11 protein-coding genes are annotated in these 12,660 nt (G+C 47.6%); 7 read left to right on the plus strand and 4 right to left on the minus strand.

Going from position 1 to position 12,660, the window contains the following annotated elements; genetic code table 11:
- Positions 1-427: 427 nt before the first annotated feature.
- Complete coding sequence (locus tag ABV409_RS08350) at positions 428-1,294, minus strand: sigma-70 family RNA polymerase sigma factor (protein WP_353877125.1); 867 nt, start codon at positions 1,292-1,294, stop codon at positions 428-430.
- A gap of 241 nt (positions 1,295-1,535) precedes the next feature.
- On the opposite strand from ABV409_RS08350, the gene ABV409_RS08355 reads away from it, so the two are divergent.
- Both ABV409_RS08355 and ABV409_RS08360 read left to right on the plus strand, forming a co-directional pair.
- Complete coding sequence (locus tag ABV409_RS08355; protein ID WP_353877126.1) at positions 1,536-3,047, plus strand: DEAD/DEAH box helicase; 1,512 nt, start codon at positions 1,536-1,538, stop codon at positions 3,045-3,047.
- Complete coding sequence (locus ABV409_RS08360; RefSeq protein ID WP_353877127.1) at positions 3,047-4,288, plus strand: glycosyltransferase family 4 protein; 1,242 nt, start codon at positions 3,047-3,049, stop codon at positions 4,286-4,288. The genes ABV409_RS08355 and ABV409_RS08360 overlap by 1 nt, the downstream gene beginning before the upstream one ends.
- Positions 4,289-4,295: 7 nt before the next feature.
- On the opposite strand, the gene ABV409_RS08365 is transcribed toward ABV409_RS08360, so the two are convergent.
- Positions 4,296-5,438, minus strand: coding sequence for an alpha-hydroxy acid oxidase (locus ABV409_RS08365; protein WP_353877128.1), 1,143 nt, complete (start codon positions 5,436-5,438; stop codon positions 4,296-4,298).
- Between the two features lie 89 nt (positions 5,439-5,527).
- Between ABV409_RS08365 and ABV409_RS08370 the strand changes: the two genes are divergently transcribed.
- A complete protein-coding gene (locus ABV409_RS08370; RefSeq protein ID WP_353878157.1) occupies positions 5,528-6,370 on the plus strand; it encodes a 1,4-dihydroxy-2-naphthoyl-CoA synthase in 843 nt (280 codons plus the stop codon).
- Positions 6,371-6,597: 227 nt separating this feature from the next.
- On the opposite strand, the gene ABV409_RS08375 is transcribed toward ABV409_RS08370, so the two are convergent.
- Positions 6,598-7,932 (minus strand): serine hydrolase domain-containing protein, encoded by a 1,335-nt coding sequence (locus tag ABV409_RS08375; RefSeq protein WP_353877129.1) that lies wholly within the window; start codon positions 7,930-7,932, stop codon positions 6,598-6,600.
- Between the two features lie 53 nt (positions 7,933-7,985).
- On the opposite strand from ABV409_RS08375, the gene ABV409_RS08380 reads away from it, so the two are divergent.
- The 4 genes from ABV409_RS08380 to ABV409_RS08395 are packed head-to-tail and all read left to right on the plus strand — an operon-like array spanning position 7,986 to position 12,458.
- The gene (locus ABV409_RS08380) at positions 7,986-8,858 is read left to right on the plus strand and encodes a pirin family protein (RefSeq protein WP_353877130.1); all 873 of its coding nucleotides are present in this window, start codon (positions 7,986-7,988) and stop codon (positions 8,856-8,858) included.
- On the plus strand, positions 8,855-10,339 hold the full coding sequence (locus tag ABV409_RS08385; RefSeq protein ID WP_353877131.1) for an FG-GAP repeat domain-containing protein: 1,485 nt from the start codon (positions 8,855-8,857) through the stop codon (positions 10,337-10,339). The genes ABV409_RS08380 and ABV409_RS08385 overlap by 4 nt, the downstream gene beginning before the upstream one ends.
- Positions 10,339-11,010 (plus strand): N-acetylmuramoyl-L-alanine amidase, encoded by a 672-nt coding sequence (locus ABV409_RS08390; RefSeq protein WP_353877132.1) that lies wholly within the window; start codon positions 10,339-10,341, stop codon positions 11,008-11,010. Before ABV409_RS08385 ends, ABV409_RS08390 begins: the two co-directional genes overlap by 1 nt.
- A complete protein-coding gene (locus tag ABV409_RS08395; RefSeq protein WP_353877133.1) occupies positions 11,007-12,458 on the plus strand; it encodes a M14 family metallopeptidase in 1,452 nt (483 codons plus the stop codon). Before ABV409_RS08390 ends, ABV409_RS08395 begins: the two co-directional genes overlap by 4 nt.
- Here the strand turns inward: ABV409_RS08395 and ABV409_RS08400 are convergent.
- Positions 12,455-12,622, minus strand: a complete 168-nt coding sequence (locus tag ABV409_RS08400; RefSeq protein ID WP_353877134.1) for a hypothetical protein — start codon at positions 12,620-12,622, stop codon at positions 12,455-12,457. The genes ABV409_RS08395 and ABV409_RS08400 overlap by 4 nt on opposite strands.
- Positions 12,623-12,660: the final 38 nt, after the last annotated feature.

Here is a 12,660-nt window from a genome sequence, read left to right on the forward strand (position 1 = left end):
CATCTTCAATTTGACAGATTATTCCTATAAAAGGGTTCACAACAAAAATGAAGGGGTTCACCACAAAATATTGGCATTACATAATGTTTCGGATAAGTTTACGTTTATATGGTAAGACCCGAATTTTAAACCTAATCTACCTAAACTATGTTATACGATACCTACGGTGAGGAATATTTGGCCTTTCTACAAGAGTTGAACGAAATTTTAAGCCTTAACGAATTGGCCGAGTTGGATTACCTATAGTTTCCCCAAAAACAAAACCATGGAAAAACAAAATCAAGAAAACAGTTCGTACATGAATTTCATCAATAGTTTGAATGAAATCCTTGTCGATTACAACATCAACCAACTGAGTTGTTCTTAAGTTTAAGTGTTATATAGTGTTTATCATTAAAAAAGGGCTTTGTTTTCAAAGCCCTTTTTTTTATCCCCCTAAATAGGTTTTCAATATCTTACTTTTAGAACTGTGGCGCAGTTTTCGAATGGCTTTTTCCCGTATTTGCCGCACCCGCTCCCTAGTCAGGTCGAACGTACTCCCGATTTCCTCCAAGGTCATTGAAGGCTGTTCGCCGATACCATAATACAGGCGGACCACGTCGGCCTCTCGGGGCGAAAGTGTTTCCAAAGCCCTGTTGATTTCGGTATTCAATGACTGGTGCATCAGGCCTTTATCGGGTTTTGGTGATTCGCCGGCACGCATCACATCATAGAGGCTTGAGGTTTCCCCTTCCTTTAAGGGGGCATCCATAGAGACATGTCTTCCTGAATTCTGCAAGGACTGTTTGACTTCACTGACCGTCATGTCGAGCTCTTTGGCGATTTCTTCCGCCGAAGGTGGGCGTTCATGGGCCTGCTCAAGGTATGAGAACGTCTTTTTGATCTTATTGATCGATCCGATTTTGTTCAAGGGCAGGCGAACCACTCTCGATTGCTCGGCCAAGGCCTGTAAAATCGATTGTCTGATCCACCAAACCGCATACGAGATGAATTTAAAACCACGGGTCTCATCAAATCGTTTCGCCGCTTTGACCAAACCCACGTTACCTTCATTGATCAAATCGGGTAAGGTGAGCCCTTGGTTTTGGTATTGTTTGGCCACCGAAACGACGAATCGAAGGTTGGCATTGGTTAATTTTTCTAGGGCCAGTTGATCTCCTTCACGGATCTTTTGGGCCAATTCAACTTCTTCTTGGGCAGTGATCAGCTCGATTTTGCTGATGTCTTGTAGGTATTTATCTAGGGATTTGGATTCACGATTGGTTACTTGTTTAATGATTTTTAGTTGCCTCATGAAGTCATTTTAGGGTTGTTCGTATAAGCTTTCATGATACAGGTTTAGATTCTAAATTCCAAATCAAACCCAGGTTTCTTTTCAAGAATTTATGAGCAGCATCGGTGGCTTCCGCCAGAAAGTTTTAAAACAAGGATGTTGATAGTATTGGGAATAATTTGACATTTACTTTAACCAAGCGGCTTCATTTTCTCCTAATTTTGTAAGGTTTTTGTTTGACTAATGCTAAGCAGTTTTTTCGTTGAGGCTAGAAAAGGAAATTAAGAGAAAATCACTGTACGATTACCAGCTTGAAGATCTGAACACGATTTTCAAGGAATTGGACGAGATGCCCCAAGGCAGTAACCTGCTGTACCAGCTTCCTACCGGAGGAGGCAAAACAGTGGTCTTTTCCGAAATTACCCGGAAGTACATCCAACAGACCGGAAAAAAGGTGGTGGTCTTGACCCACAGGATCGAATTGAGCAGACAGACCTCGAACATGTTGCACGGTTTCGGCGTAACGAACAAGGTCATCAATAGTGAGGTCAAGGAACTCGACGACCAAGACGAATTCATGTGCTTCGTAGCCATGGTCGAGACCTTGAACAACCGCTTGCAAGAAGACAAGGTCAAAATAAAGAACATCGGTTTGGTCATCATCGATGAGGCCCATTACAATTCCTTTCGAAAATTGTTCAAGTATTTCGAGGAAGCCACGATTTTAGGGGTGACGGCCACCCCATTGAGCTCGAACATCAAGTTGCCGATGAAAGACCACTACAAAAAGTTGATCGTAGGCAAGTCCATCAAATCGTTGATCGAAAAAGGCTTTTTGGCCAAGGCGAACCTATACAACTATGATGTAAGCCTTCGAAGCCTGAAATTGGGTATCCACGGCGACTATACCGTCAAATCTTCCGATGAATTCTATGGCAATCTGAGCATGCTCGGCAAGTTGGTCTCAGCCTATGAGGAGGTAGCCAAAGGGAAAAAGACCCTGATATTCAACAACGGCATCAGTACTTCACACTACGTTTACGAGACCTTCAAAAAGGCCGGGTACAACGTACGTCATCTCGACAACCGGAATTCGCCTTCAGAACGACGTGAGATATTGGAATGGTTCTCCAACACGCCAGACGCGATATTGACTTCGGTGAGTATTTTGACCACCGGTTTCGATGAACCTTCAGTTGAGACGATCATCTTGAACCGGGCCACACGTTCCTTGACCCTGTACTTTCAAATGATCGGTCGTGGATCCCGGGTATTGCCGGGTAAGGAGCAGTTCAATGTGGTCGATTTAGGGAACAATATCGCCCGTTTCGGACCCTGGGATGAGGCGGTCGACTGGCAGGAAATATTCCATTTCCCCGACTTCTATTTGGAGAACATCAAGAACGATGAAGAAATCGAACGGGAGTTCATTTATGTCATGCCAGATGAACTAAAGGCCAAATTCAGTAAATCGGAACACATCACCTTCGACGTGAAGGAAGAATACAAGAAAGTCTTCGCCCAAGGATTGAAATCGAAACTGGTGCTTGAGCGGAGTATCGAGCAACATGCCCAAATATGTGTTGAAAACAGCGAAGATGTATTCGACGCCCGGATTTTGGCCAAGGAGCTGAAAGAGGAAATCGCCTTCAGGGTACGCCAATACTCGTATTGTATCATGAACAATACCAAGAACTATAAAGAATGGCTCGAAGAAGACTATGAGCGTAAACTGCGTTCCAGCATCTCGAAAAAATTCGCTCAGCTCATGTAATGCAAAAGCTTTTGGTCATAGGAGCTGTTTGGCCCGAACCCCAAACCACGGCGGCCGGAGTGCACATGATGCAGCTCTTAAAGGCGTTTCAGCAGGAAGGTTACGACATCCTATTCACAAGTATTGCCACAAAAACCCCGTATTCGGTCGATTTACATGAACATGCGATCCAAACCAAATGCATCACGCTCAATGACCCGTCTTTCGACAATTTGATAACGGAACTTCAGCCTGATATCGTCCTCTTCGATCGGTTTATGACCGAAGAGCAGTTCGGGTGGCGAGTAGCCGAAAATGCCCCCGAAGCCCTGCGCATCTTGAATACCGAAGATTTACATTCCCTACGTGAAACACGGGCGATGCTTTCCAAAAAACAGCTGCCTTTCGAACTGGATGCCTGGTTGGCGGGTAAAAAAACCCTTCGCGAATTGGCCAGTATTTACCGTTCCGATCTCACCTTGGTCCTTTCGACCTACGAAATGGGATTGTTGGAACAACGGATCGGAATCCCATCCGCTTATGTATCACATTGCCCGTTCTTGATTCCTGAACGCGGGGCAACCAATACACCTTCTTTGGGTTTTCATGGGCGGAAGGACTTTGTCACCTTTGGTAACGGACGCCATCTTCCAAACACCGACGCCTTACACTATCTTAAGGACGCCCTATGGCCGATGATCAGAAAGCAACTTCCTGGGGCCAACCTACATGTCTTCGGGGCCTACTTGCCCCAAAGCATTCAAAACATGCATGATGATACCCAAGGTTTTTTGGTCAAAGGTTGGATTGCCGATTTAGAGGCTGTGGTCGCTGCATCCAAAGTGGTCTTGGCCCCATTGCGGTTCGGAGCGGGCATCAAAGGCAAACTGGCGCTGGCCATGCAATGTGGTACCCCCAGCGTGACCACCCCTATTGGGGCTGAAGGTATGGTCGATAAGGAATCCTGGTCAGGGCAAATCGGAAATACCCCGGAAGCCTTGGTTGCTGCCGCGGTAGCACTTTATCAATCCGAATCGCAATGGATATCGGCCCAACAACGGGGATTCGAGATCTTGGCAGATCGGTTTCCTGAAAAGGAAATCCAAAAGCGCTTGTTCCATCAAATTCGGACCATCCGACAAAACCTACGAACACATCGGTTGGCGAATACCATGGGTAGGATCCTACAACAAGAAGCCTACGCCTCGACAAAATTTATGGGCAGATGGATCGAAGAAAAAAATCGAGGAAACAAAGGTTGATTCCTGTTTAAATATCCTTCAAGCTACGTGCCCCCAATTGCACCATGTTATTCTTGAGGTCATCGATCAATAACTCGGCCACATAGTCGCCTCCCAAAGGACCTAAAGCGGCAACGCCATAAACGAAAGGCCTGCCTGCGAAAACGAAATCAGCGCCTAAATGGAGAGCACGCATGACATCGAGACCACTTCGGACCCCACTATCGAACAGCACGGGAACGCGACCATCGACCGCTTCGACAATAGCCGGTAAGGCGTCAATTGCCGCTAGGGCCCCATTGAACTGCCTACCGCCGTGGTTGGAAACATAAATACCGTCCAGTCCTAATGAAACGGCCATATTGGCGTCTTCAGGATGTAATATGCCCTTAATCACTACCGGACCGTCCCAAAGCCGTTTCAAGGCTTCACAATAGGCCCAATCCAGAGTGCCGCCCAAACGATTACCGACGAAGCCACTAACGAATTTCATGTCGGTATTGTTGGTATAGGTTTCAACCGTTCGCAATCGTGGCAATCCGCGTTTTAGGGTATGGTAACTCCAAACCGGATGGGTGATCCCTTGCCAAATCAGTTTTGGGGTGATTTTAGGGGGAATGGCCAAACCGGCCCGTTTGCTCCGTTCACGGCGACTCGCCATGGGTACATCAGCGGTAACCACCAAAGTATGGAATCCGCTATCTTGGGCGCGTTGCAACAGCGAGTCCCTCACTTGGGCATCCTTGGGTGGATAGAGTTGAAACCATCCCATCGTACCAACTTTATTTCCAACACGTTCAGGTGTTTCCGTGGCAACGGTGCTCAAACAAAAAGGAATGTCTTGTCGTTTGGCGGTAGCCGCCAAATGCAACTCTATTTTGGGCCACATCAACCCTGTCAAACCCACAGGGGCGATACCTATGGGCGCACTGTAGGTATGACCGAATAAGGTGGTTTCGGTATTCGCATTGAAGGGTCCCTGACAAAAACGGGGTGTAAAGCGAATAGCGTTCAAGGCGTCTCTATTCGCTTGCAACAGGCCTTCATCACCGGTTCCGGAGTCCAAATACTCCCAAGCGACTTTAGGCATTCGTCGAGCCGCTTTCTCGGCCAAATCGGAAATTCTGGGATACCGGTTCGCAAAGCGTTCTAATTCCTTCGATAGTGCCATAGGTGAAATTTAAGGATTTCCCGACAAGCCATGACAAGTTCGGGCTTCAAGAGACTTCCATTCTGTTTATCTTTGGAAAAAATACCTTTATGGCCACACCGAACTGGCAAACCGCCATTGAATTTGATGACATCACCTATACGAAAAGCGATGGGGTAGCCCGAATCGCATTCAACCGCCCTGAAGTACGCAACGCATTTCGACCAAAAACCACTAGTGAATTATATCGGGCCTTTTATGATGCCCAAGAAGACACTTCCATCGGAGTGGTCTTGCTCTCCGGTGAGGGTCCTTCAAAAAAGGATGGGGGATGGGCCTTTTGTAGTGGAGGTGATCAAAAAGCACGGGGCCATCAAGGCTATGTCGGCGACGATGGGTATCACAGGCTGAACATTCTCGAAGTGCAGCGGCTGATCCGCTTCATGCCCAAAGTGGTCATTGCCGTGGTACCGGGTTGGGCCGTTGGTGGAGGCCACAGCCTTCATGTGGTCTGTGACATGACATTGGCCAGTAAAGAACACGCCATTTTCAAACAGACCGATGCCGATGTGACCAGTTTCGATGGCGGATATGGTTCGGCGTACCTCGCTAAAATGGTCGGGCAGAAGAAGGCTCGTGAAATTTTCTTTTTAGGGCGTAATTACTCGGCCCAGGAAGCCTATGAGATGGGAATGGTGAATGCCGTGATACCCCATGAAGAACTTGAAGCGACCGCCTTTGAATGGGCTCAAGAAATCTTGGCAAAATCACCGACATCGATTAAAATGTTGAAGTTCGCCATGAACCTTACCGATGACGGTATGGTGGGTCAACAAGTATTCGCAGGTGAGGCAACGCGATTGGCGTATATGACCGATGAAGCCATAGAAGGTAGGAACGCCTTTCTTGAAAAGCGCAAACCGAACTTCGGTAAAAACAAGTGGATTCCGTAAGAATCCTTCAGCTGTAGTGTTCGAAGGGGGTAAAATCAAAAAGAGCCCTGTCTATTGACAAAGGCCCTTTTACGAGAACACTATATGAAAATGAAAAAATTTACTTTCGTAATTAAATACATGGTAAATGTAGGGGGACTTGCCCTCGGATAGAAATTATTGTTGTGAAGTGCCGTCCTTTTGTGGTTAGGACCTGAAAAGCTGTCGTTAAGGCAAAAGAGCGAGGTCTATTCGATAGCCTTTACCAAATTGGAAAGGAAACCGTTGATGTCGAATTCCGGCTCTTCTGCGAGGCCGGTGCGCACCACGACCAATGATTTGGAAGGGATGACGAACACATACTGCCCTTGAAAACCGTTCATGGAATACATATCACGGGGTACATCAGGAAATTTTCCACTTGAATTCAGCCAAAAGTGCGCTCCGTAAATCCCGTTCGAAAGGGCTGTGGGGGTAACAATATAATCGACCCACTCCGGTTTGAACAGCTGTTCCCCGTTCCATTGACCCCGATCGAGGTAGAGTTGCCCGAATCGCGCCCAATCTCGGGTATTGGCCCAACCGTAAGAAGAACCTACGTAATTTCCGGCCACATCGGCTTCGATTAGCATGCTGTGCGCCCCGATCTTATCAATGAGATCGCGATAAGGAAAATCAAGGTATTCTTGGTGGGTCCGGAACTGTTGGCGCAAAATCCCTGAAAGAAGATTGGTCGTGCCTGAAGAATAATTCCATATTTCGGTGGGGGCGCCGATCAGTGGTTTCGCTTTTTGGGCCAGGGTCATATCGCTTTCAAGGAACAGCATTTTGGTGACATCCGAAATTCCGCCATAGTCCTCATCCCATTCCAGACCGCTTTGCATCCGCAACAGATGGTTTAGGGTGATGTCCTTTCTGGCATCATCTTTCCATTCGGTAATGGGTGCCGGCCAATCAACGGATAATCTTCCTTGTTTTTCCAAGACACCGTAACAAGTGGCCAAGATACTTTTGGTCATCGACCAACCCAAAACCGGGGTGTCCTTGTCGAATCCGTCCACATAATTCTCATGGAGCAAATGTCCCTTGTAAAGCACCAACAAGGAGCGCGTTTTCTGGACATCGTTATTGCCAAACGGCAGGGCGACGGCTTGTTGAAAGCGATCATAGTCGATTTCAGGGAAGACCGTATCCAAAGGGATTCCATGACCAAACGGGTAGGGGAGGTCGAGCGCTTCCTTTTCACGTTTGGGGATCAGCTTCGTTGTACTGCTTTCATAATCCGAAGTGACCAAAACGGCACCTAGTCCCTCGCGATACACGGCCGTTCGCTCCAAAAGACCATAGACGGCGGCACTTGCCGATTTATCGCTACGATCGATAGCGGTAGTCGCTAGTTTAACCAGGGGTACATTGAGGTCGGATTGGATCATCGCCGCGGGTTGATGTCCGGCAACATAAACACTCGAAGCCATATATTTTGAGGCGTAGCCGGAAATAATGTTCAGTTTCGGATAGTTGAAAAACACCACCAAACCGATGACCACCACCAACAAGAGCAAAATTCTTTTGATCCACTTCATGTAACGCAAATTGAATTATCGTAATTTGAAAGCTAAAGATACGGAATTGCACTATGTCGAATCTAGGAATGATCATTGAAGAACGCAGCCGGGATATCGGGCAGTTTTTGGTAGGCCGTTTGTTGCCTTTCCGTAAAAAACGCATGATCGGCCCCTTTATATTTATCGACCATATGGGTCCGACTACGGTGGGGCCCACCCAATACATGGATGTAGACCAACATCCGCATATCGGCCTGTCGACCTTGACCTATATGCTAGAAGGTGAAATCATGCATGAAGACAGCATCGGCACCAAACAACGCATCACACCAGGTTCGGTGAATTGGATGACAGCGGGCAGTGGGGTCTCTCATACGGAGCGTAGCCCGGAAACCTTGCGAAACGGTTCGACCCAGCGTTTGCACGGGTATCAAATCTGGGTGGCCCTGCCCAAAGATCTAGAGGAAATGGAACCCCGATTCCACCACGTTCCGGCAAACAAATTACCAAGGTGGACCGAAGGTTCGGCGGCCTTCACCCTTGTAGCAGGTTCCGGTTATGGTTTAGAATCACCAGTGCCGGTATATTCTGACTTGTTTATGGTAGAAATAAAGAATACTGCCGAATTCGCATTGGACGTGCGCGATAAGCTATCTGGGGAAATCGGGATCTGTATCGTCGATGGCGCGATCGTCGCCGATGGGGAGACTATCGAAAAAGGCCATATCGTGGTATCCAAAGTAGAAGACACTTGTACCATAACCCTTAGACCGAATTCCCACCTGCTGCTCTTTGGGGGTGAACCGTTGGCCGAAGAACGGTACATTTATTGGAATTTCGTTTCAAGCTCCAAAGAACGTATCGAGACCGCCAAGGCGGCTTGGAAGGCCAAGACCTTTCCGATGATGTCCGAAGATCGATCTTATGTGCCCTTACCGAAATGAAGGAACGAATACCTAGCATAACACCAGCAATAGGGCTGTTCCTTTGGCTCGCCCTATCCATCTCGGCCTGTTCACCAAAGCAACCGGAAAAAGAAGTGGGCTTGTATGCCCGATATTGCGCCAGTTGCCATATGGCTCCGGATATTAAGGCTTTACCAAAGCATATTTGGGAAAACCAAGTATTACCGGATATGGGCGATCGGATGGAAATCGCGGAAATGTACAACGATCCCAACCTCGCACAAACCGGATATCGCCCGAAGATAGGTCTTAACGATTGGGTACGCCTGCAACGGTACATCGTAGCTATGGCCCCTGAAAAGCTGGAACCCATTCGTTATGAAACCAAGCCTCAAGATTTATTCAAGGAAATTCCTACGGAAATCCCTGATATTGAATCGGATATCACTTATCTCGAATGGGACGCAGGCTCCGAAAACCTGATGTTGGGTACCCTGCAAGGGGTTTTATACCAACATCGATTCGACAATTTGCATCCAAAGCCCGTATTTGAAGGGGGAAGTCCCATCACCTGGTTCAATACCGACGAAAGCGGGGCATGGGTCACCCAGGTTGGGATTTTGGACCCGTCTGAACGCCAAGAAGGCGCGCTTACGCCTATGGGAACAGCACCGAACATAGCTATGGAAGAACCCTTGCACAGACCCGTACATACCCTCATGCAGGATTTGAATGGCGATGGCCGCCAAGAATGGGTCATCTGTGAATTTGGCAACGAAACCGGAGCGATTAGTATGCTGCAAAGCGTGGACAGCGCCGGTTCTAAAAAAACGACGCTGCTCGCATTGCCAGGAGGCTTAAGAACCATTGCCCAAGACATGGATGGGGATGCGCGTACCGATTTGGTCGTCATGACCTCGCAAAGCCAAGAAGCCGTGTTTATTCTCTACCAAGAAGAAGATTTGAAATTCAGGGCCGACAAGGTGCTGGAATTCAGCCCTGTATATGGGAGCAGTTGGTTCGATTTGGTCGACTACGACGGTGATGGCCATTTGGATATCGTAACCGTTCACGGCGACAATGCTGACAAATCCTATGTCCACAAACCCTACCATGGGCTGCGTATCCATCGAAACGATGGCAGTAACCGTTTCAAGGAAGTTTTTTTCTATCCGATGAATGGCGCAACACGCTTCGTGGCCGAGGATTTCGATCAAAATGGAAGTCTCGATTTCGCCATAGTGAGTACCTTTCCCGATTACGATCATGCCCCTGAGACCTCCTTCGTTTTGTTGAAGAACACCGATCCGACCTCATACGGTTTCGAGGCCCATATCTTGAAGCATCCCAATCTTGGACGCTGGTTCTTGATCGATAAGGGTGATTTAGATGGGGATGGGGATACCGACCTGGTCTTGAGTGCCTTTACTTACGGATTCACCCCGATACCCCAGGAATTCTCTGAACGCTGGGCTAAGGACAGTCCTGATGTCTTAATCTTGGAAAATCGTTTGAACTAATGGGAATACGGGCCGCCATACTACTCCTCTTGTTATTGGGCACCATCGGTTGCAAAGACCAATTGGAGCTGCAGGAGATGCCGATCGAATTCGATGGGCAACGAATCACTTTGACCAAGGATTATCTGGCCCAACGCTACGGCATAATACAAGATCATCCGGAAATCGAACCCAAAATAATCGTCTTACATTGGACGGTCATTCCTACCTTAGAGCAATCGTACGAAGCCTTTCAAAAACCGACCTTGCCGAATTGGCGCCCAGAAATCGAAAGCGTCAGTGGTTTGAACGTTTCTGCCCATTTCTTGGTAGATCATGACGGCACGATCTACCGCTTGATGCCCGAAACCTACATGGCCCGTCATGTAATAGGTCTGAACCATTGCGCCATTGGGGTCGAAAATGTCGGCGGGGCTGCCGACCAACCCCTTACCGCAGCACAAGTTGAAGCCAACATCCGATTGATCGACTACCTAGCTGGCAAATATCCGATAGACTATTTGATCGGACATTATGAGTACACCCGATTCGAAGAACACCCACTATGGCTCGAAATCGACCCTACGTATCGAACCGAAAAAACCGATCCCGGACCGGAATTCATGCAACAGGTCAGGGCAGGTACACAGCATCACCAATTCAAACCGCTACCCAAACCCTCTGAAAAATGAGCAAACAGCTGATCAGTTTTATCTTGTTTTGTACTTGGGCCATCCTTCCGGCCCAAGAATTTACCGCGGATCTTTACGGAACCTACGACCAATTCAAAGAACCCAGCCTAGACAAACGACGGATCAAATACGCCCAATTGCAACCCTTGGTTTCATCCTATAAAGCGAACCCCAAATTCAAGGTTAACAAGGTTGGGGAGTCGATTGAAGGTCGTGACCTTAACCTGATCAGTATCGGAAATGGAAAGGAACCGATTTTTTTATGGTCACAAATGCACGGTGATGAGCCGACGGCCACCATGGCCATTTTCGATATCTTGAACTTTTTCAATAGCGAAGGGTTCGAAACCGAGAAAGCGGCCATACTATCAAAACTAAGTCTTCACTTTTTACCCATGCTCAATCCGGATGGGGCTGAACGCTACCAACGCCGAAATGCACTGGGCATCGACATCAATCGGGATGCGCTCCGTTTACAATCACCAGAAGGCCGGACCCTGAAAAAGGTTCGCGACAGTTTGAATGCTTCTTTCGGGTTCAACCTTCACGATCAAAGCACGTATTACAATGCGGAACGGACGGAAAAACCGGCGACCATATCGTACTTGGCTACTGCGTACAATTATGAAAAAGAAATCAATGAAGTCCGTGCCAAGGCCATGCAGGTGATCGTTTTCATGAACGATATCATCCAAGGTTACGCCCCAGGCCAAGTGGGTCGTTATAGTGATGACTTCGAACCAAGGGCCTTCGGTGACAACATTGCCAAATGGGGTACGAGCCTGATTCTAATTGAATCGGGTGGATTTCAAAACGATATTGAAAAACAGGAAATCAGAAAATTGAATTACGTTTCCATCTTGGCCGCCCTTTCAACGATCGCTGAGGGATCATATCGCGATATCGCTTTGGAAACGTATGCCAAAATCCCAAGAAACGACAGAAAGTTATTTGATTTGAAAATCTCGAATGCGACCTACTTATTGCGCAACCATGCCTATACCATCGATTTGGGCATTTATCGCAATGAGATAGACCATGCCGACCACAATGGGTTTTACTATTCGAGTCGTGTCATAGACCAAGGGGACCTCTCCACCTTTTACGGTTACCAAACCTTTGATGCAAGCGGATATACCATCGTGCCCCCAAAGGTATCCGAAACCATTTGGGACGGAACGGCTTTAAATGCCATGGAATTGCTTTCGAATGGAATTGCCTATTTGCGTTCAGACCGCTTTCCGGAAACTGCATTTACGGAACTCCCGATCCACCTTGTAGGCAGGCGTTTTGAGCTTCCGCCTTTTCAACTCCAACCCGGTATCAACCCTACCTTTTTCCTGAAGAAAGAAGGCCGTCTCACCCATGCGGTCATCAACGGATTCGTTTTAGATCTCAGTTTACCGCTTGAAGATCAAGGTTTCGGTAACGGTTTGAACCTACGCTAGTATCCGAATTGGATGCTCATGGCAGGGCCATGGAGCATTAAAAGGACGAACATGGTGGCCAAGGCACAGACAATGCTTGAGAATATAGATATTACTAGGCCTTTCGACCAAAGCGAATAGGGCCCGATGGCGCTATTTTCGATAATTTCATGTAATACATCCATAACAGTTCTTTTTTGAGTTCACTTGTATCGTTAGTTTT

The sequence above is a fragment of the Flagellimonas algarum genome, from assembly GCF_040513375.1.
Lineage (GTDB): Bacteria > Bacteroidota > Bacteroidia > Flavobacteriales > Flavobacteriaceae > Flagellimonas_B > Flagellimonas_B algarum.